This is a genomic window from Pseudomonas sp. MF6747, from assembly GCF_963890955.1.
Taxonomy (GTDB): domain Bacteria; phylum Pseudomonadota; class Gammaproteobacteria; order Pseudomonadales; family Pseudomonadaceae; genus Aquipseudomonas.
Genome location: NZ_CAWPSZ010000004.1, coordinates 119,101 through 138,799 on the forward strand (window position 1 = coordinate 119,101; position 19,699 = coordinate 138,799).

Below are 19,699 nucleotides of genomic sequence, written 5' to 3' on the forward strand. Positions count from 1 at the left end.
CTGCTTCAAATCCGCCTACCCTGGAGCTTCACATGACCCCCAATAACGCTGTAAGACTGGACGACGATCCACAGGAAACCCGCGAGTGGCTGGAGTCCATCGAATCGGTGCTGTCCACCGAAGGCCGCCCGCGCGCCCACTACCTGATAGATCAGTTGCTGGATTTCGACGTAGCGCGCCATGGTGACTTCTACGGGCGGGTGACCACACCCTACGTCAACACCATTCCCGCCGACCGCCAGTTGCCCTACCCCGGCAACCTGGCTATCGAGCGTCGCACCAATGCGTTTATCCGCTGGAACGCCATGGCCATGGTCTTGCGCGCAGGCAAACATTCCGGTGTGGGTGGGCATATCGCGACTTATGCGTCAGCTGCTGTGCTGTACGACGTAGGCTTTGACCACTTCTTCCGTGGGCGCACCGACACGTTCGACGGCGACCTGGTGTACATCCAGGGCCACTCCTCTCCTGGCATCTATGGCCGCGCGTATCTGGAGGGGCGCATCAGCGAAGCACAGTTGGACAACTTCCGCCGTGAGGCCGGTGGCAAAGGTTTATCGTCCTACCCGCACCCGCGCTTGATGCCGGACTTCTGGCAATTCCCTACCGTCTCCATGGGGCTGGGGCCGATCACGGCGGCCTACCAGGCGCGATTCATGCGTTACCTGGAATTTCGCAACCTCAAGCAACACCAGGGCCGCAAGGTCTGGGCCTTCCTCGGTGATGGCGAAATGGACCAGCCGGAGTCCCTCGCCGCCATCTCCCTCGCTGGTCGCGAGAAACTCGACAACCTGATCTTCGTGGTCAACTGCAACCTGCAACGCCTGGACGGCCCGGTGCGCGGCAATGCCAAAGTGATTCAGGAATTCGAAAGCCTGTACCGCGCTGCCGGTTGGAATGTGATCAAAGTGATCTGGGGCGGTGGCTGGGACGCGCTGCTGGAAAAGGATCAGAGCGGCCTGCTGCGCCAGCGCATGATGGAATGCGTGGACGGCGATTATCAGAATTACAAATCGCAGAACGGCGCCTATGTACGTGAGCATTTCTTCGGTAAATACCCGGAGTTGCTGGCACTGGTTGCAGACATGTCCGACGACGAAATCTGGAAACTCTCACGCGGTGGCCATGACCCGGACAAGGTCTACAACGCCTACGCCGCTGCCGTGCGCCACCAGGGCCAACCGACGGTGATCCTGGCCAAAACCGTCAAGGGCTTCGGCATGGGTGAAGCCGGCGAAGGCCAGAACATCAACCACCAGCTGAAGAAAATGGGCGCCGAGGCGGTAAAAGCCTTCCGCGACCGCTTCGGATTGGAAGTGGCGGATGACCAGCTCGACGACATCCCCTACCTCAAGCCCGCTGCCGACAGCGAAGAAGCCCGCTACTTCGCCGCGCGTCGCCAAGCCTTGGGCGGCTATGTGCCCGCGCGCCACAGCGCCATCGAGTCGTTGCAAATCCCCGAACTGAGCGTATTTGCGTCCCAACTCAAAGACACGGGCGAGCGCGCCATTTCCACCACCATGGCCTTTGTGCGCATCCTTGGCACGCTGCTCAAAGACCCGCACCTGGGCAAGCTGATCGTGCCAATCGTGCCGGATGAATCGCGCACCTTCGGCATGGAAAGCCTGTTCCGTCAGATCGGCATCCATTCAGCGGTGGGTCAGCTTTACACCCCACAGGATGCCGGGCAACTGAGCTACTACAAGGAGAGCAAGGACGGACAGATCATGCAGGAAGGCCTGAACGAATCCGGCGCCATTTCCTCGTGGATCGCGGCCAGTACGTCCTACAGCAACCACGGCCTGATGACCGTGCCGTTCTACATTTTCTACTCGATGTTCGGCTTCCAGCGCGTCGGCGACCTGGCCTGGGCGGCGGGCGATGCGCGGGCGCGCGGGTTCCTGCTGGGGGCCACGGCGGGGCGTACCACGCTGATGGGCGAAGGCCTGCAGCATGACGACGGCCACAGCCATATTCTGTCGTCAGTGATCCCGTGCTGCGTATCGTATGACCCGACGTTTGCCTACGAGCTGGCGGTGATCATTCGCGAAGGCATGCGGCGCATGTACGTCGAGCAAGAGGACATCTACTACTACATCACCCTGCTTAACGAGAACTACCCACACCCGGCCATGCCCGATGGCGTGGAGCACGGGATTCTCAAGGGCATGTATCGACTCAGCAGCCACCCGCAAGCGCAGGTGCAATTGATGGGCAGTGGCTCGATTTTGCGCGAAGTGATCGCCGCGGCCGACTTGCTCGAAAAGGACTTCGCCGTGCACAGCGACGTGTGGAGCGTCACCAGCCTGACCGAGCTGCGCCGTGACGGGCACGCGGCGCAGCGCTGGAACCTGCTGCACCCGCAAAGCGAGCCACGCGCGAGTTACGTTGAGGAATGCCTCGCCGGGCAACCCGGGCCGGTGGTGGTGGCCACGGACTACATGAAGTTATTCGCCGATCAGGTTCGCCCCTTCGTCCACGGCCGTCGCTTTGTAGCGCTGGGCACCGATGGGTTCGGGCAATCGGATACCCGCGAAACCTTGCGTGAGTTTTTCGAAGTGGACCGGCACTTTATCGTGCTGGCGGCCTTGAAGGCACTGGCCGATGACGGCGTGATCGGCCGGGACAACATCACTCAGGCCATCAGTCGCTACGGGATCAACGTCGACAAGGCGGATCCCGTAACGGTCTGAGTTACTGCGCGGGCGTGGGCAGCGGCGGAATCGCCTCTGTCGGCGCCGGCAGGCTCGGATTGGTCGGCGCCGGGGCCGGCAGGCTCGGATTGGTCGGCGCCGGGGCCGGCTCGCTTGCCGGGGTCGGGGCCGGCTCTTCCTTGGGTGCAATCGGTGCCGTCTCGGCGGGCGGCGTCACCGTTTGCGAAGCAGCCGGCGCTGCCGGTTCTTCCTTCGGTGCCTCGACCTTCTCGGCTACCGGCGCTGCCTTGGGTTCCGGCACACCGAGGTCAGCCTTGGGCTTCTCGGGGATATGCTCGGCCTTCTTCACTTCCTGCGGCAGGAATACGTCCACCAGCGCGAAATAACGGTCGTAGAACTTGGGCGCCGAGACCGTCTCGCTCGCCACCTTGACCATCGAGTCATCGGTGGAGCCGATCGGCATCGACACCGAGCCCAGCACACCCACACCGAGGCTTGCGGAGTTGTTGACCTTCTTCAGCGCATAGCGATCCTGCAAGGCGTTGGCAAACATCGTCGAGTGGTTATTGCCTTTGCCATCATCGGCACACACCACGTTGAAGCTGATCTGCAGGTGCGTCTCGCCGGTCTGCTGAAAGCTCTTGTTACCCACGACCAGCTTCGGATCGCTGCTGGTGATGATGTAACCCTGGCTCAGCAGGGCACGCCGCGCCGCTTCGCAGGCCGCCACGTCGCTGACCGGGTAATCACGGGAGAACGTACCGGAGTCGTCGAAATTCTCATGTTCATAAATAGCGGTCTTGGGTGACGAGCAGCCCGCGGCGCCCGCCAGCACCAGCGCCAACCCGAGGCTACGCAAGTGAAATGATGTCGACATCGAAAATCCTGAGGAAAACAGTCCGGGCGGTATTGTGCAACAGAACGGGGTCCTGGCGCGCGCATTCCTGTCGGTAAAACGTCACAGGCCTACAGGACGGTGCCCGCAGGAAAAAGCCCGGCGCCCATATGGTCAATGAACACGCGCAGTTTGGCTGAGGCATGGCGACTTGCTGGCCATAACATCCAGAAGCTGCCGCGGTGCTCGAGAAAGTCATCCAGCACCCGCTGCAAATGCCCTTGCTGCACCGCGTCCCTGACCATGTAATCCGGCAGGCAAGCGATGCCCAGGCCTTCGTGCACCACATGGTTGAGCGATTCAATGGTGGTGCTGACCAACGGTGTGCGCAAAACGGGTTCTACGGCGCCTGGCACAGGACGCAATGGCCACGGTTCCAGCTTGCCGGTGGCGCAGAATTTGTGGCGCAGGCACGCGTGGCCGGTCAAGTCCCGGGGCTGCTGCGGGGTGCCATGTTGCTCGAAATAGCCTGGCGTCCCTACCAGCACCAAACGGTAGTGCCCCAGATGACGCGCCATCAAGCGCGAATCCTCCGGCCTGCCTGTACGAATCACCGCGTCGAAGCCTTCTTCAATCACATCCACCATGCGGTCGGAAAAATCCACATCCAGTTCGATGTCCGGGTACGCACGCATGAAATCGCTGAGCACCGGCATCAACAGCCCACGCACCTGCGGCACGCTGATCCGCAACTTGCCGCGCGGCGTGAGAGTGGCCTCGGTCAGCTCCTGCTCCGCGGCCTCGACTTCGGCGAGAATCCGTCGCGAACGCTCGAGAAACAACGCCCCCTCGCTGGTCAAGGTGATGCTGCGCGTACTGCGGTGAAACAGGCGCACACCCAGGCGCTCCTCGGTGCGTGCGATGCTTTTGCCCACCGCCGAGGAAGACACGCCAAGCACGCGGCCAGCGGCGGTGAAGCTGCGGGTTTCCGCGACCTGCACGAATACCGAAAGACTGCTCAGGCTGTCCAATGGGCCACCTATCAATTGCGGACGTGGGTGTCCGATAAGTTCGGAACCTTAGCCTGTTTTTCCGCAGCTCACAGCCCCCTACCCTGCTTCCTTGTCTTTCTTCATGGATAGCGTGCGATGAGCAACAGCCCTGCATTAACCGATTTTGCCTCTGCCAACCCACGTCAGGCTCTGCCGCTGGGTGGCTTGCTGGCGTTGGCTTCGGCCGGTTTTATCACCATCCTCACCGAGGCAATGCCCGCCGGGCTCCTGCCGCAGATGAGCGACGGCCTGGGCGTCTCGCCAGCCCTGGTGGGCCAGCTGGTCACCCTGTATGCCCTCGGCTCATTGCTCGCAGCCATTCCTCTCACGCTGCTGACCCGAGGCTGGCGACGACGGCCGTTACTGCTGATTGCGATCGGCGGCTTTGCTTTGGTCAACAGCGTGACAGCGTTTTCCAGCCATTACGGGGTGACCCTGGTGGCACGTTTCTTCGCCGGGGTCTTCGCCGGTCTGCTCTGGGCGCTGCTGGCGGGATATGCCAGCCGCATGGTTGCGCCAAACCTGCAAGGGCGGGCGATTGCCGTGGCGATGCTCGGCGCGCCCTTGGCATTGTCGCTCGGTGTGCCGGCGGGCACATTCCTGGGCACCACCGTTGGCTGGCGCCTGAGTTTCGCAATCATGACCGGGCTCACGCTGTTGCTGCTGATTTGGGCGCGCTGGCAGCTGCCGGATTTTGCAGGCGAACCTGCGGGAAAACGGCTGGGGCTGCGCCAGGTCCTGAATTTGCCAGGCATTCGTCCGGTGCTGTGGGTGACCTTTACCTACGTGCTGGCCCACAACATTCTCTATACCTACGTGGCGCCACTGCTGGAGCCCGCAGGAATTGCCGCCGAGATTGATCGTGTGCTGCTGGTATTTGGCCTCGCCGCGCTGCTGAGCATCTGGCTGGCGGGCGTACTGATTGATCGATGGTTGCGGGTGTTGCTCGTGGCCAGCTGTGCGCTGTTTGGTTTGATCGCCCTGGCGCTGGCGTTCTGGATCGAGTCGCCAGGGGTTGTCTACGCCGCCGTGGCGCTATGGGGCCTGGCGTTCGGCGGCCTGCCAGCGTTGCTGCAAACCGCACTGGCCAAGGCGGCCGGTGCATCGGCGGATGCAGCGCAGTCGATGCTGGTCACGGTGTGGAACCTTGGCATTGCCGGCGGCGGGTTGGTCGGTGGTGTATTACTTCAAGGCTGGGGCGTCGGTGCCTTTGCGTGGGCGGTCGTGCTGCTGATGCTATTGGCCGTGATCGCCAGTCTGAAGAGCAGGTAATAAAAAGCCCCCGGTCCTTTCAGAGCGGGGGCTTTGTACTGCAAACCGACATCAGAATTTCTTGATGTCAGCCTTGCTTTCCAACTGCTTGCGGTAGGCAGCAAAGTCTTGCTGACCGATACGGGAAGCGAGGAAGCGGCGGTATTGCGCCTTTTCTTCGTCCGTCGGCGCAGCGGCTTCGTTGACGCCGTTCAAGCGCACGATCACCAGACTACCGTCCGCCAGGGTCACGGTAGTGAAGGTCGGCTTGTCCTTGCTCGCAGGCTTGGGCATGCGGAACAAGGCTTGCAGCACGGCCGGGTCGATCGCTTCCTGGCTACGGGTAGCCGCTTCAGTGACTTTCCAGGCCTGGCCGTCGATCGGCTGGTTCAGCGCAGTTTTGCCATCACGCAGGCTGGCGATCAACTCGTCAGCATGAGCCTTGGCAGCCGCGCTGGCGCGCTCCTTGGTCATCTGCGCACGGATAGCGGCAGAGACGCTTTCCAGTGGCAATTGCGTAGGCTTCAGATGCTCTTTGGCCCGCAGCACAATGATGGTTTCCGGGTCCAGCTCAATGGCGGTGCTGTTGGCACCCTCATCCAGCACTTCCGGGCTGAATGCAGCTGTGACCACCGCGCGGTTGGCGGCAACACCTTCGCCACCTTCACGGCCAAACGGCGCCGAGGTGTGCACGGTCAGCTTCAGGTCGGACGCCGGCTGAGCCAGGTCGGAGGCTTCGAATGCCGCATCTTCCAATTGCTTGGTGGCCTCGACAAAACGTTGCTCAACCTGCTGAGTCTTGAGCTCGCGCGTCAGCTTGTCTTTCAGGCTGGCGAACGATGGCACTTGCGGTGCTTCAACGCCCAACAGCTTGATCAGGTGCCAACCGAAGGTGGTACGTACCGGCGCTGACACCTGGTCCTTGTTCAAGGCATACAGGGCAGTTTCGAAGTCAGGATCGTAGACGCCAGGGCCCGCGAAGCCGAGGTCACCGCCATTGGTGGCCGAACCTGGGTCTTGGGAGAACTCCTTGGCCAGGGCGTCGAACTTCTCACCCTTGGCCAGGCGTACCTGGATTTCCTCGATCTTGGCCTTGGCTTGCGCGTCGGTGGTCTTGTCGTTGACTTCAATCAAAATGTGCGCGGCACGACGCTGTTCAGCGAGGTTGGCGGTTTCTTTCTGATAGGCAGCCTGCAGCTCATCGTCCTTGACCGTGACCTGATCGAAGAACGAAGACTTCTTCAATTCCAGATAGTCGATAACCACCTGATCGGGGGTCATGAACTCTTTGGCGTGCTGGTCGTAGTAAGCCTTGACCTCATCGTCGGTGAGCTTCACCGCCGCAGGGTCGGCCTTGATGTTGACGGTGGCGAAATCGCGGGTCTGTTTTTCCAGACGGGCGAATGCCAGCACTTCAGCGTCGGTGACAAAGCCGCTGCCGGCGAGACCTGCGCGAACCTGGCCGATCAGCATTTCCTGGGTCAGCATCTGACGGAATTGCATACGGCTGTAGCCCAGTTGACGGATCACCTGGTCAAAGCGTTCAGCGTTGAACTGGCCGTCCACTTGGAATTCCGGCGTCTGCAGAATCACTTGGTCAAGCGCCGCTTCAGAGAAGCCGAACTTGGAGTCGGCAGCACCTTGCAGCAGCAGTTTGCGATCGATCAGACCCTTGAGGGCTGCATCGCGCAGCAGTTTTTCGTCCAGCAGGGAAGCATCGAAATCCTTGCCCAGCTGTTGCATCAGCTGGCGACGTTGCATGTCGACGGCCTGGCTCAATTCGGTTTGGGTGATCTCTTCACCGTTGACCTTGGCCACGTCCTGTTTGTTGTTGGTCGAAGCCTGGAAAATGGCCTCGATACCGGTGAACGCCATCAATGCGACGATGATCCCGATAATGGTCTTGGCAATCCAGCCTTGTGAATTGTCCCTGATATTTTGCAGCATGCGTCCCCCAGAAACGGTTGATCTTCAAAAATTAGGCAACCGTGGAGCGTGGGTAGAGTCCGGATAGAAGAAAGGCGCATCCGAGGATGCGCCTTCTCGTAACTGGCGGAGCGGACGGGGGTTTGAAAGCACACCCCAGGCCCTGGCGACCCGATGGATACGTGGGTCAGCTGCCGCTCCGCTGCCAGGCCAGACCTGCGTCTGACCCGGGTAGGTAAGGCTTGAGCGAAGCTTAGTTAACGGCTTCTTTCAGGGCTTTACCGGCTTTGAAACCTGGTTTCTTGGCAGCAGCGATTTGCAGTGCTTTGCCAGTCTGTGGGTTACGGCCAGTGCGAGCTGGGCGGTCGGTCACAGAGAAAGTACCGAAGCCTACCAGTACTACAGAGTCGCCGGCCTTCAGAGCGCCAGTGACGGATTCGATTACTGCGTCCAGCGCACGGCCAGCAGCAGCTTTCGGGATATCAGCGGATGCGGCGATAGCATCAATCAGTTCCGACTTGTTCACTCTAAGTCCCCTTATATATCTATTGAGTATGATTCTAAGTTTTTTGGTGAAAGCAAAAACCAGTGCTGAATGGCCTACAGACACTTAAGAGCCGCTTTATAACAAGGGCTCTAAAAAGCTGTCAAGGAAGCCACCCGGCTTAATCGCATTAATGCGTGCTAATTCTTTCCTTGGAATCAGACTCGCGTTTTTCATCCTTCGAGACTATCTCCGGAGCCACATCTGGCAAGGGCTCCGGCGCGTATTGCAGCGCAATTTGCAGGACCTCGTCAATCCATTTAACCGGTTTAATCTGAAGATCCTGCTTGATATTGTCCGGAATTTCCTTCAAGTCGCGAACATTCTCTTCAGGAATGATCACCGTCTTGATACCACCCCGGTGTGCAGCGAGCAATTTCTCTTTAAGACCGCCAATGGCCAATACCTGGCCACGCAGGGTGATTTCCCCTGTCATTGCCACATCGGCTCGCACAGGGATGCCGGTCAGTGCCGATACCAGTGCCGTGCACATGCCTACGCCAGCGCTAGGACCGTCTTTGGGCGTCGCCCCTTCCGGCATATGGATATGGGTGTCGTGCTTCTCGTGGAAGTCCAGGGGAATCCCCAGGCTCTTGGCGCGGCTGCGCACCACGGTCTGCGCGGCAGTGATGGATTCGACCATCACATCACCCAGCGAACCGGTCTTGATCAACTGGCCTTTGCCCGGGATCACGGCGGCTTCGATGGTCAGCAATTCGCCGCCCACCTGCGTCCACGCCAGGCCCGTCACCTGCCCTACCTGGTCTTGCTGCTCGGCCAGGCCGTAACGGAATTTCTTCACACCCAGGAAGTGTTCAAGGGAGTCGGCGACAACCTTCACAGAGAAGCGTTTTTCCAGCGCGTGTTCTTTGACCGCCTTGCGGCAAATCTTCGCAATCTGGCGCTCAAGGCCCCGTACACCCGCCTCTCGCGTGTAATAACGCACGATGTCGCGAATCGCTTCGACCTCAAACTCGATCTCGCCTTTTTTCAAGCCGTTGGCTGAAATCTGTTTAGGCGCGAGGTATTTGACGGCGATGTTGATCTTCTCGTCTTCGGTGTAACCCGGCAGACGAATCACCTCCATCCGGTCCAGCAGCGCTGGCGGAATATTCATGGAGTTGGAGGTGCACAGGAACATTACGTCGGACAGGTCGTAGTCGACTTCCAGGTAATGGTCGTTGAAATTATGGTTCTGCTCGGGGTCGAGCACTTCGAGCAATGCAGAGGCTGGATCGCCGCGCATGTCGCTGCCCATTTTGTCGATTTCATCAAGCAGGAACAGCGGGTTGCGCACGCCCACCTTTGTCATCTTTTGAATCAATCTTCCTGGCATCGAACCGATGTAAGTACGGCGATGGCCACGAATTTCCGCTTCGTCACGCACACCACCGAGGGCCATGCGCACGAATTTGCGGTTGGTGGCGTTGGCGATGGACTCAGCCAGGGACGTTTTACCGACCCCAGGAGGCCCCACCAGGCACAACACCGGACCACGAATTTTCTTCACGCGCTTTTGCACGGCAAGGTATTCGAGGATGCGTTCTTTGACTTCTTCGAGGCCGTAGTGGTCGGCATCGAGGATGTCTTCAGCGCGCGCCAAGTCCAGGCGCACTTTGGTCTGAGCCTTCCACGGCACCTGCACCAGCCAGTCGATGTAGGAACGCACCACGGTGGCTTCGGCGGACATTGGCGACATTTGCTTGAGCTTGTTCAGCTCAGCGGTGGCCTTGGTCAGCGCGTCCTTTGGCAGGCCGGCAGCATCGATGCGCTTTTTCAGCTCTTCGAGTTCATTGTGGCCGTCCTCGCTGTCGCCGAGCTCTTTCTGAATGGCCTTCATCTGCTCATTCAGGTAGTACTCGCGCTGGCTGCGCTCCATCTGTTTTTTCACGCGACCGCGAATGCGTTTCTCAACCTGCAGCAGGTCGATCTCGCCATCCAGCAAAGCCAGTACGTGTTCAACACGGGCCGGCAAGTCGATAATTTCGAGGATGTCTTGCTTCTGCTCGATTTTCAGCGCCATGTGCGCGGCCATGGTATCGACCAGGCGGCTTGGCTCATCAATGCTGTTGAGAGAGGACAGGACTTCAGCCGGGACTTTTTTGCCCAACTGCACATACTGCTCGAACTGCGAGAGCAGGCTGCGCACAAACACTTCAGATTCGCGCTCAGGGGCTTCGACTTCGTCGATCAGCGCCACTTCGGCGCGCAGGTGGCCATCCACCTCCATGAAACGCTCGACTGCACCACGTTGCTCACCTTCCACCAGCACCTTGACGGTGCCATCAGGCAGCTTGAGCAATTGCAGGACAGTAGCAACGGTACCGACGCGATACAGGGCGTCTTCGCCTGGATCATCATCAGCAGGATTTTTCTGGGCCAACAGCAGGATCTGCTTGTCGCCCGTCATCGCGGCCTCGAGGGCTTCGATAGACTTCTCGCGCCCCACGAACAGCGGGATAACCATGTGCGGATAGACGACGACATCACGCAACGGCAGGAGAGGCAATTCGATGGTTGTCTTCATGATTTCGCCTCTATGACAGTTGAAAAGTAAGCTTGAAAACAAGATGGGGGCTGCATGCAAAAAAAACAAGCTCAATGCCAGCAGTTAAACGCATGAATAAACGCGAATTAAAAAAACTGCTGCAAAAAACAGCCCCAAAAAAGAAGGGGCCCCGAAAGGCCCCTTGCTTGTACTGCAACTGCAAAACGCTTAAGCGTCAGGTGCAGCCTTGGCAGCCGGCTCACTGTTTTCGTAGATATACAGTGGCTTGGATTTGCCTTCGATAACGCTTTCGTCGATCACCACTTTACTCACCTCGGACTGCGAGGGGATTTCGTACATGGTGTCGAGCAAAACGCCTTCGAGAATCGAGCGCAAACCACGTGCACCGGTCTTGCGCTCCAGTGCCCGCTTGGCCACTGATTTGAGTGCGTCGGTACGGAACTCGAGGTCTACACCTTCCATCTCGAACAACTTGGCGTATTGCTTGGTCAGGGCGTTTTTCGGCTCGGTGAGGATCTGAATCAAAGCAGCCTCATCCAGCTCGTCCAACGTGGCCAGGACCGGCAGACGGCCAACGAATTCCGGGATCAGACCGAACTTGACCAGATCGTCAGGCTCGACTTCACGCAGGGACTCGCCCACCTTCTTGCCTTCTTCCTTGCTGCGCACTTCCGCACCGAAACCGATGCCGCCACGCGTGGAACGTTGCTGAATAACCTTTTCCAGACCGGAGAACGCACCGCCACAGATGAACAGGATGTTGCGCGTATCAACCTGAAGGAATTCCTGCTGCGGGTGCTTGCGGCCACCTTGAGGCGGTACGGAAGCAACCGTGCCTTCGATCAGTTTCAACAGAGCCTGCTGCACGCCCTCACCCGATACATCGCGGGTGATCGACGGGTTGTCGGACTTGCGCGAAATCTTGTCGATTTCGTCGATGTAGACAATACCCATCTGGGCCTTCTCTACGTCGTAGTCGCACTTCTGCAGCAGTTTCTGAATGATGTTCTCGACGTCCTCACCCACGTAGCCAGCCTCGGTGAGGGTGGTGGCGTCGGCGATGGTGAACGGAACGTTCAACAGGCGAGCGAGGGTTTCTGCAAGCAAGGTTTTACCCGAGCCTGTAGGGCCGATCAGCAGGATGTTACTCTTGCCGAGTTCGACTTCGTCGCCTTTCTTGTCACGCTGGTTCAAGCGCTTGTAGTGGTTGTACACCGCTACGGCCAGAACCTTCTTTGCACGCTCTTGACCAATCACATACTGATCAAGGATGCCGCTGATTTCTTTAGGCGAAGGCAATTTATGCGCGCTGCTTTCGGCCTGAGCTTCCTGCACCTCCTCGCGGATGATGTCATTGCACAGGTCGACGCACTCGTCGCAGATAAACACCGAGGGGCCGGCAATCAATTTGCGTACTTCATGCTGGCTTTTGCCGCAGAAGGAGCAATAGAGCAGCTTGCCGTTGTCCTCGCCGTTGCGGGTGTCAGTCATTCGTTCGATCCAAATCCGATAGGCTTGCAACACAAGATGAAGGCTTATGCGGGCTTTTTCAAGCCCGCCGGTGGTCGGACATGCCGACCAGCCCTATTTTGAGGTGCTTATATTAAGCGGGGCGCTTTTCGATCACTGCGTCGATCAACCCATACGCGCGTGCAGCTTCCGCGCTCATGAAGTTGTCGCGATTGGTGTCACGCTCGATTTCTTCCAGGGTGTGCCCGCTGTGCTTGGCCATCAACGTGTTGAGGCGCTCACGAATAAACAGGATTTCCTTGGCGTGAATTTCGATGTCCGACGCCTGGCCCTGGAAGCCGCCCAGCGGCTGGTGAATCATCACGCGCGAGTTAGGCAGGCAGTAACGCTTGCCCTCGGCGCCCGCGGTGAGCAGGAACGCGCCCATGCTGCAGGCCTGACCGATGCAGGTCGTCGACACGTTTGGCTTGATGAACTGCATGGTGTCGTAGATCGACATACCCGCCGTCACCGAACCGCCCGGGGAGTTGATGTAAAGATGGATGTCCTTGTCCGGGTTTTCCGCTTCAAGGAACAGCAGCTGCGCGCAGATCAGGTTGGCCATGTAGTCCTCTACAGGGCCGACCAGAAAGATCACTCGTTCCTTGAGCAGGCGCGAGTAGATGTCATAGGCGCGTTCGCCACGAGCAGATTGCTCGACAACCATCGGGACCAGGCCGCCAGCGGCCTGGATATCAGAGTTCTGCTGAATATAGGAATTACGGAACATGCTCTGCAGTTACTCCCAAATAGTCATGTCTTGAAAACGCATAAGCCAGCGCGAGGCTGGCTTATGGTTGTATTTCGAACGAGTTGGACAATCAGTCGGCTTGTGCTGCTTCCGCCGGTTTGACTGCTTCTTCGTAAGAGACCGCTTTGTCGGTCACCTTAGCCTTCTGCAGAACAGTATCCACAACTTGTTCTTCCAGCACAACCGAACGTACTTCGTTCAGCTGCTGGTCGTTCTTGTAGTACCAAGCCACGACCTGCTCTGGCTCCTGGTAGGCGGAAGCCATTTCCTGGATCATTTCGCGAACGCGATCTTCATCAGGCTTGAGGTCGAATTGCTTGACCACTTCGGCCACGACCAGACCCAGCACTACGCGGCGCTTGGCTTGCTCTTCGAACAGCTCGGCCGGCAGTTGGTCAGGCTTGATGTTGCCGCCGAACTGCTGAACCGCTTGAACGCGCAGGCGATCCACTTCGTTGGACAGCAGAGCCTTAGGCACTTCGATCGGGTTGGCGGCCAGCAGACCATCCATGACCTGGTTCTTGACCTTGGACTTGATGGCCTGACGCAGCTCACGCTCCATGTTCTTGCGAACTTCGGTGCGGAAGCCGTCGATCCCGGTTTCCTTGATACCGAATTGAGCGAAGAACTCTTCGTTCAGCTCTGGCAACTTAGGCTCGGAAACACTGTTGACGGTCACGGTGAACTCGGCGGCTTTGCCGGCCAGGTCCAGGTTCTGGTAGTCAGCAGGGAACGTCAGGTTCAGAACGCGCTCTTCGCCGGCTTTGGCGCCAACCAGGCCGTCTTCGAAGCCAGGGATCATGCGGTTGGAACCCAGCACCAGCTGAGTGCCCTTGGCGGAGCCGCCAGCGAATACTTCGCCGTCAACCTTGCCAACGAAATCGATGTTCAACTGGTCTTCGTTCTGAGCAGCGCGATCGACCGCTTCGAAACGGGTGTTCTGCTTGCGCAGGATTTCCAGCATGTTGTCCAGGTCGGCATCGGCCACTTCAGCGCTCAGGCGCTCTACGGCGATGTCTTCGAAACCGGCAACGGTGAATTCCGGGAAGACTTCGAATACGGCAACGTATTCCAGGTCTTTGCCGGCTTCCAGGGATTTAGGTTCGATCGAAGGCGAGCCAGCCGGGTTCAGCTTGTGCTCGACAACAGCTTCGTAGAACGAAGCCTGGATCACGTCACCTACAGCTTCCTGACGCGCATCGGCGCCAAAACGACGCTTGATTTCGCTCATTGGCACTTTGCCTGGACGGAAACCAGCGATCTTGGCCTTTTGGGCAGTCTGCTGCAGACGCTTGTTGACCGCAGTCTCAATACGCTCTGCCGGCACGGTGATGCTCAGGCGGCGCTCGATAGCAGTAGTATTTTCAACAGAAACTTGCATGGATATTCCTCGTTGCACAGACGTTAGCCGGCCGTTTCCGACCCCAGAATCAAGGGCATGCATTCTAGTGGGTCAAACTCAAGAAGTCACCCTACTGAAAACGGGTAGAAAAACAGCAGGCCATTTATAGGTTCAAGTGCACGCATGCACTTCATCCCGTAAGCAAATACAGCTCATCATGCCAAGGCTCTGCATCAGCCTTCTATATATAGAAGAGCGTGGACGTCCAACCTTGGCGACCGACCTTGCACGCAAGGTCGAAGGGCGCGGCAGCAGCATCGAGAAACACAAATACGACGAAACGCCCCACCCTGGAAACTCAAGACACTTAAACAAAAACGGCACAGCCCTTTTCAGGTACTGCGCCGTTATTCGCTATTAAATAGCTGCACTGACCCCGATAGAGCCGGGAATCAGTTCTACACGCTCAAAACCGGCAACGATTCTAACGCCAAGGCATTGAGAATGCTTGCTTTTTCTTGGCGTCAAGCCACAGCGTCGACAGACAGGAAATTCTGGGCGCAAAAAAAAGCGCCAGATCATTGATCTGGCGCTTTTTCTGAATATGGGGTGGACGAAGGGGATCGAACCCTCGACAACGGGAGTCACAATCCCGTGCTCTACCAACTGAGCTACGCCCACCATATTGCATTAACAAAGAACTCAACCATCTTCTTTGTCGAACCTCGCACCCCCTGACGGCGGTGCAAAGCTTTAATTGGTGCGGATGAAGAGACTCGAACTCTTACGCCTCGCGGCGCTGGAACCTAAATCCAGTGTGTCTACCAATTCCACCACATCCGCGCTTGAAGCTCTTAAAGCAAAGGCGCCAGATGATTAATCTGGCGCCTTTTAAAATATGGGGTGGACGAAGGGGATCGAACCCTCGACAACGGGAGTCACAATCCCGTGCTCTACCAACTGAGCTACGCCCACCATATAGCGCTACTTGTGCCAAAGCTGCCTAATGGCGCACCCGGCAGGACTCGAACCTGCGACCATCCGCTTAGAAGGCGGATGCTCTATCCAGCTGAGCTACGGGCGCCTGATTAATCTGTACTCTTGGAGGATTACAAACTAAGTGCTTCCAGCCTTGCACGACAACAATTGTGCTCGACCTTCTTAACCAGTGCTAGGCTGTGCCCGACAAGTGCGACGAATAGTATAGACGCCTCGGAAACCCGTCAAATCTTTTTTGAAAAAAATTCATTTTATTTAAGGGGTTAGGGCAATTTGCAGACCAAGCGCCTTTGCCCTCACGTCTTGGCATGCGAGAATGCGCGCACTTTTCTTCCCCCTCTCGATGGTTAATCACGCGTAATGACTGCACAACTTATCGACGGCAAATCAATCGCCGCCAGCCTGCGCCAGCAGATCGCCAAACGAGTCACCGAGCGTAGCCAGCAAGGCCTGCGCACGCCTGGCCTCGCGGTGATCCTGGTCGGCAGCGATCCTGCCTCTCAGGTTTATGTCTCGCACAAGCGTAAAGACTGTGAAGAGGTCGGCTTTATTTCCAAGGCCTACGACCTGCCGGAAGACACCACCCAGCAGGCCCTGACCGACCTGATCGACAGCCTTAATGACGACCCGGGCATCGACGGCATACTGCTGCAGCTGCCACTGCCCGAGCACCTGGATGCCTCTAAATTGCTGGAGCGCATCCGCCCGGACAAAGACGTCGACGGTTTCCACCCTTATAACGTCGGCCGCCTGGCCCAGCGTATCCCGCTGCTGCGCCCGTGCACCCCGAAAGGCATCATGACCCTGCTGGAAAGCACCGGTGTCGACCTGTACGGCCTCGATGCCGTCGTGGTCGGCGCGTCCAACATTGTCGGGCGCCCGATGGCCATGGAGTTGCTGCTGGCTGGCTGCACCGTGACCGTCACTCACCGTTTCACCAAAGACCTCGCTGGCCATGTCGGCCGCGCCGACCTGGTAGTCGTGGCTGCCGGCAAACCCGGCCTGGTCAAAGGTGAGTGGATCAAAGAAGGTGCCATCGTCATCGACGTCGGTATCAACCGCCAGGAAGACGGCAAGCTCGTCGGCGACGTGGTGTACGAAACCGCCCTGCCCCGCGCCGGCTGGATTACACCAGTGCCAGGCGGAGTGGGCCCGATGACTCGAGCATGCCTGCTGGAGAACACCTTGTACGCGGCAGAAACACTGCACGACTGATAAGTGCCTGTTATAAAAAGCCCCGCCTGATCGCGGGGCTTTTTATTGGGCGCAATTAACGAACGACGCTGCGTCGTACCTGCCGTGGCACCTTGTTCAGCGGGTGGCAATGCTCTCCCCTGGCCAGCCTCGCTTCCAACGAAGGCGTCATTATCGCCGGTGGTACTGGCAGAACCGCGTTTACACGCCTGTTACTTAGGACCAGGCGCGTAGCCCGGAGTACACCGATGCACTCATCGAAACACTCAATGACCGAGCGTTTGAGCTCAACCTGAAAGTGGGCTATTTATGTTTAAGCACCCTGCCTGACTTTGTGGGCAACTTCACCCGGCACACACTGGTAAAATCGTCGGCCTAAAGCCGCTTTGAAAAAAAACTGGCGCGATGAGCAGGATTTTTAAAAACCGGTACAACCCTGACCAATCATCGGCTTACAGCCTTTATTTAAAGGCCTCTATCGCTTTCTGATCCATACTCCTAAAATGTAACGGCATTTGTCATATAACCCGTTCCTGAACGGTATTTCCTTACTTTTTAGCGAGTTCACCCGCGTGAAAATTCGTCTCTCTATTGTCAGCCTATTTTTTGTATTTACAGGCACCTTCGCGCACGCAGCCGAAACCACTCTGGCGCCGCGCGACACCTCCAAACTGCAGATCGCTTCCGGCAGCGCCATGCTGGTTGACCTGCAGACCAACAAAGTCATCTATTCCAGCAACCCCGACGTGGTCGTGCCCATCGCATCCGTCAGCAAACTGATGACCGGCCTGATCGTGCTTGAAGCCAAGCAGAACATGGACGAGTACATCGACATCAACATCAAAGACACGCCAGAAATGAAAGGCGTGTTCTCGCGCGTGAAAATCGGCAGCGAAATGCCGCGCAAGGAAATGCTGCTGATTGCCCTGATGTCTTCGGAAAACCGCGCCGCCGCCAGCCTGGCCCACCACTACCCAGGTGGCTATCCAGCCTTTATTGCCGCAATGAACGCCAAGGCCAAAGCCCTGGGCATGACCAGCACGCACTATGTCGAACCCACCGGGCTGTCGATTCACAACGTGTCCACCGCGCGCGACCTGAGCAAGCTGCTGGCCTATGCGCGCAAGTTTCCGATGCTGAGTCAGTTGAGCACCACCAAGGAAAAGACCGTGTCGTTTCGCAAACCCAACTACACCCTGGGTTTCTCCAACACTGACCACCTGATCAACCGCGCCAACTGGGACATCAAGTTGACCAAGACCGGTTTCACCAATCAGGCCGGCCACTGCCTGGTGCTGGTCACCAGCATGAGTAACCGCCCAGTGTCGTTGGTGATTCTGGATGCCTTTGGCAAGTTCACCCACTTTGCCGATGCCGGGCGCATTCGCAACTGGGTTGAAACCGGCAAGAGCGGCTCAGTGCCGGACGTAGCGCTGCGCTACAAGGCTGACAAGAACCTGAAGAACCGTCCTAACGCCGCAGAAGTGCGTCGCTAAGCACCACAGTGTCAATGTGGAAGCGGGCTTGCTCGCGAAGGCGGTGGGTCAGTCATGAATGTATCGACTGACACTCGGCTTTCGCGAGCAAGCCCACTCCCACCTGTTTGGGTCTGCGTTGCCTTTACTTGCGTTCCGCCAACACCTTGAGCGCCTGCGCCGCTGCCTGCTCCTGGCCGGCTTGGGCGGTGGCGTTCGCCGCCGCCTGCCAGCGCTGCGCATCCACATTCGCCGGCAACTGGCTCGGGCGCTGAGTCAGGATGGCCCAGTTGCCTGCGCTCTTCCACGCTGACTCAAAGTCGCTGAAGCTCATCAACAAACGCCGGTCCATGCCCGAGCGCAACAGCACCGTGCTCTTCTGTTGATTGAACCCCACCACCACGACATAGCGCGTGCCAGACCAAAAGCTCGGGTTAATCCGCGCCATCACCGGGTAACCCGCCGCCACCTGCGCCAGAACGGCCGTCAGCTGGTTGTCCAGCGGATACACCATCAGCCCGTATTCACGCGCCAACACCTGCATGTTGCGCTCCAGGTCCGCCTCGCCGCCTGGCAAGTGCAGGGGCTTATCGAGCAAACCGGGTGTCATGACAATGCCTTGTTGCGACAGCATGCTGGCTAAAGCCGAGGGGCCACTCAGGTAAGCCTCGCTGCGAAAGGTCGGCACGCCGTTGAGTTCTACACGCTCCGGCAGACCCGCCAGCCTCGACGGATGCCCGGAACAGGCCGCGAGCCCCAGGGCGCAGGCCAGCAGCAGGGATGTTTTAACGTTCGACCGTAACCGCAATTTTTTACTCTCTTGATCAACTGCCGGTAAGGGCCCTGATCATAGGATGCTCCGCAAGGCGGGTATAGCCCGAGGCGTCAGTAAAATGCGCTGGATAGAGCAAACAAGTTGGATGGACTCGACCATTGGTCAATAGCAGGCAACCGTCAGGTAGCTAGACTGTCCATTGAGAAGACTGTGTGTGCCCCCTGCGGGGCGAAAGGAGGCCCTAATGAGCCTTGCAACAACGATTTTCCTGTTGATCTGCGGTTGGCTGGCGGTAGCCAGCGCCATGTTGTGGGGGGTCATGCGCGTAACTCGCCGGCATCATCACCCCCACGTCAAACCCGCTGCACCGGCCGAACCCCCCAAGGCAGCAGCGCATCACGCCTAGCCGGGCATGCAATTGAAGTCTTGAGTCGCTGCCACTTCCTTGCCGTGCCCGTCCTTGAGGACGGCACGCACGGTGGTGCCCAGGCTCGATTCGGTCAGGGTGTAATGCTCACCCGCCTGGAAATGCTTGTACTCGACCCGACCCTGGCAGTCCTGCTGATTGTCATCGCCTGCCTCCTCCTCGAATAAGGTCACATCCAGGCGATGGTCACCCGGTGTCACCTCGAAAAAGCGCCCGTCGTCCACGCGCTTGCCGTCGACACGCTCGGCCATCAGGTCGTTCGGCGCCTCTTCTTTCAAACCAATCCAGGCTTCGCTCGGGTCAGCCTTGGGAATCGGACCGGCGCAGGCCGACAACAACAAAACAGCACCAAGGGCTGGAATCAACAACAACGGTTTAAGTGACATGGCAGGGCTCCAAAGGACATCAGAAAAAAACGTTGGACGGCGTACAAATGTGTCGCGTCCGATGGGAGAC

The 19,699-nt window shown here is 58.3% G+C and carries 15 protein-coding genes and 4 tRNA genes; 5 read left to right on the forward strand and 14 right to left on the reverse strand.

Annotated features, from left to right (window positions below):
• Positions 1-32 precede the first annotated feature (32 nt).
• Positions 33-2,693 (forward strand): pyruvate dehydrogenase (acetyl-transferring), homodimeric type, encoded by a 2,661-nt coding sequence (aceE, locus tag AACW30_RS05640; protein ID WP_200624436.1) that lies wholly within the window; start codon positions 33-35, stop codon positions 2,691-2,693.
• 1 nt (position 2,694) lies between these two features.
• Here aceE and AACW30_RS05645 read toward each other — a convergent pair whose 3' ends face one another.
• The gene (locus AACW30_RS05645; protein WP_200624437.1) at positions 2,695-3,531 is read right to left on the reverse strand and encodes a DUF2242 domain-containing protein; all 837 of its coding nucleotides are present in this window, start codon (positions 3,529-3,531) and stop codon (positions 2,695-2,697) included.
• 89 nt (positions 3,532-3,620) lie between these two features.
• The gene (locus AACW30_RS05650; protein ID WP_169367136.1) at positions 3,621-4,520 is read right to left on the reverse strand and encodes a LysR substrate-binding domain-containing protein; all 900 of its coding nucleotides are present in this window, start codon (positions 4,518-4,520) and stop codon (positions 3,621-3,623) included.
• 117 nt (positions 4,521-4,637) lie between these two features.
• Here AACW30_RS05650 and AACW30_RS05655 point away from each other — a divergent pair, with 117 nt between their 5' ends.
• Entirely contained in the window at positions 4,638-5,813 is a 1,176-nt protein-coding gene (locus AACW30_RS05655) for an MFS transporter (protein WP_200624438.1), read from the forward strand.
• A gap of 51 nt (positions 5,814-5,864) precedes the next feature.
• Here the strand turns inward: AACW30_RS05655 and AACW30_RS05660 are convergent, their stop codons facing one another.
• From AACW30_RS05660 to AACW30_RS05705, 10 genes are all read right to left on the reverse strand, one after another.
• Positions 5,865-7,739 (reverse strand): SurA N-terminal domain-containing protein, encoded by a 1,875-nt coding sequence (locus AACW30_RS05660; protein ID WP_200624439.1) that lies wholly within the window; start codon positions 7,737-7,739, stop codon positions 5,865-5,867.
• A 232-nt stretch (positions 7,740-7,971) separates the two neighbouring features.
• Positions 7,972-8,244: an HU family DNA-binding protein gene (locus AACW30_RS05665; RefSeq protein ID WP_003174819.1), complete on the reverse strand. Its 273-nt coding sequence runs from the start codon at positions 8,242-8,244 to the stop codon at positions 7,972-7,974.
• A 148-nt stretch (positions 8,245-8,392) separates the two neighbouring features.
• Positions 8,393-10,789, reverse strand: a complete 2,397-nt coding sequence (gene lon, locus AACW30_RS05670; protein ID WP_200624440.1) for an endopeptidase La — start codon at positions 10,787-10,789, stop codon at positions 8,393-8,395.
• Positions 10,790-10,978: 189 nt separating this feature from the next.
• Positions 10,979-12,262: an ATP-dependent Clp protease ATP-binding subunit ClpX gene (clpX, locus tag AACW30_RS05675; RefSeq protein WP_017136464.1), complete on the reverse strand. Its 1,284-nt coding sequence runs from the start codon at positions 12,260-12,262 to the stop codon at positions 10,979-10,981.
• A 112-nt stretch (positions 12,263-12,374) separates the two neighbouring features.
• Complete coding sequence (clpP, locus tag AACW30_RS05680) at positions 12,375-13,010, reverse strand: ATP-dependent Clp endopeptidase proteolytic subunit ClpP (protein ID WP_083357884.1); 636 nt, start codon at positions 13,008-13,010, stop codon at positions 12,375-12,377.
• A gap of 91 nt (positions 13,011-13,101) precedes the next feature.
• A complete protein-coding gene (gene tig, locus AACW30_RS05685; protein WP_106578847.1) occupies positions 13,102-14,412 on the reverse strand; it encodes a trigger factor in 1,311 nt (436 codons plus the stop codon).
• Positions 14,413-14,978: 566 nt separating this feature from the next.
• A tRNA-His gene (locus AACW30_RS05690) sits at positions 14,979-15,054 on the reverse strand.
• A 77-nt stretch (positions 15,055-15,131) separates the two neighbouring features.
• Positions 15,132-15,216 (reverse strand) — tRNA-Leu (locus AACW30_RS05695).
• 56 nt (positions 15,217-15,272) lie between these two features.
• Positions 15,273-15,348, reverse strand: a tRNA-His gene (locus AACW30_RS05700).
• 32 nt (positions 15,349-15,380) lie between these two features.
• Positions 15,381-15,457 (reverse strand) — tRNA-Arg (locus AACW30_RS05705).
• A gap of 275 nt (positions 15,458-15,732) precedes the next feature.
• Between AACW30_RS05705 and folD the strand changes: the two genes are divergently transcribed.
• Together folD and pbpG are read left to right on the forward strand one after the other, a co-directional pair.
• Positions 15,733-16,587 carry a bifunctional methylenetetrahydrofolate dehydrogenase/methenyltetrahydrofolate cyclohydrolase FolD gene (gene folD, locus AACW30_RS05710; RefSeq protein WP_106578848.1) on the forward strand — a complete coding sequence of 285 codons (855 nt, stop codon included), beginning with the start codon at positions 15,733-15,735 and terminating at the stop codon, positions 16,585-16,587.
• Positions 16,588-17,138: 551 nt separating this feature from the next.
• Complete coding sequence (gene pbpG / locus AACW30_RS05715; protein ID WP_106578962.1) at positions 17,139-18,062, forward strand: D-alanyl-D-alanine endopeptidase; 924 nt, start codon at positions 17,139-17,141, stop codon at positions 18,060-18,062.
• Between the two features lie 124 nt (positions 18,063-18,186).
• Here pbpG and AACW30_RS05720 read toward each other — a convergent pair whose 3' ends face one another.
• Complete coding sequence (locus tag AACW30_RS05720; RefSeq protein WP_119735666.1) at positions 18,187-18,849, reverse strand: peptidase C39 family protein; 663 nt, start codon at positions 18,847-18,849, stop codon at positions 18,187-18,189.
• Between the two features lie 211 nt (positions 18,850-19,060).
• Between AACW30_RS05720 and AACW30_RS05725 the strand changes: the two genes are divergently transcribed.
• Positions 19,061-19,222 carry a hypothetical protein gene (locus tag AACW30_RS05725; protein ID WP_200624441.1) on the forward strand — a complete coding sequence of 54 codons (162 nt, stop codon included), beginning with the start codon at positions 19,061-19,063 and terminating at the stop codon, positions 19,220-19,222.
• Here the strand turns inward: AACW30_RS05725 and AACW30_RS05730 are convergent.
• Positions 19,219-19,629: a PA0061/PA0062 family lipoprotein gene (locus tag AACW30_RS05730; protein ID WP_106578850.1), complete on the reverse strand. Its 411-nt coding sequence runs from the start codon at positions 19,627-19,629 to the stop codon at positions 19,219-19,221. The two genes, AACW30_RS05725 and AACW30_RS05730, sit on opposite strands and share 4 nt — an antisense overlap.
• Positions 19,630-19,699 lie beyond the last annotated feature (70 nt).

Coding starts and splice junctions, on each gene's coding strand:
- tig (WP_106578847.1), bottom strand. CDS start 14,412: ATGCAAGTTTCTGTTGAAAATACTACTGCTATCGAGCGCCGCCTGAGC.
- AACW30_RS05725 (WP_200624441.1), top strand. CDS start 19,061: ATGAGCCTTGCAACAACGATTTTCCTGTTGATCTGCGGTTGGCTGGCG.
- aceE (WP_200624436.1), top strand. CDS start 33: ATGACCCCCAATAACGCTGTAAGACTGGACGACGATCCACAGGAAACC.
- AACW30_RS05660 (WP_200624439.1), bottom strand. CDS start 7,739: ATGCTGCAAAATATCAGGGACAATTCACAAGGCTGGATTGCCAAGACC.
- folD (WP_106578848.1), top strand. CDS start 15,733: ATGACTGCACAACTTATCGACGGCAAATCAATCGCCGCCAGCCTGCGC.
- clpP (WP_083357884.1), bottom strand. CDS start 13,010: ATGTTCCGTAATTCCTATATTCAGCAGAACTCTGATATCCAGGCCGCT.
- AACW30_RS05730 (WP_106578850.1), bottom strand. CDS start 19,629: ATGTCACTTAAACCGTTGTTGTTGATTCCAGCCCTTGGTGCTGTTTTG.
- AACW30_RS05655 (WP_200624438.1), top strand. CDS start 4,638: ATGAGCAACAGCCCTGCATTAACCGATTTTGCCTCTGCCAACCCACGT.
- AACW30_RS05645 (WP_200624437.1), bottom strand. CDS start 3,531: ATGTCGACATCATTTCACTTGCGTAGCCTCGGGTTGGCGCTGGTGCTG.
- clpX (WP_017136464.1), bottom strand. CDS start 12,262: ATGACTGACACCCGCAACGGCGAGGACAACGGCAAGCTGCTCTATTGC.
- lon (WP_200624440.1), bottom strand. CDS start 10,789: ATGAAGACAACCATCGAATTGCCTCTCCTGCCGTTGCGTGATGTCGTC.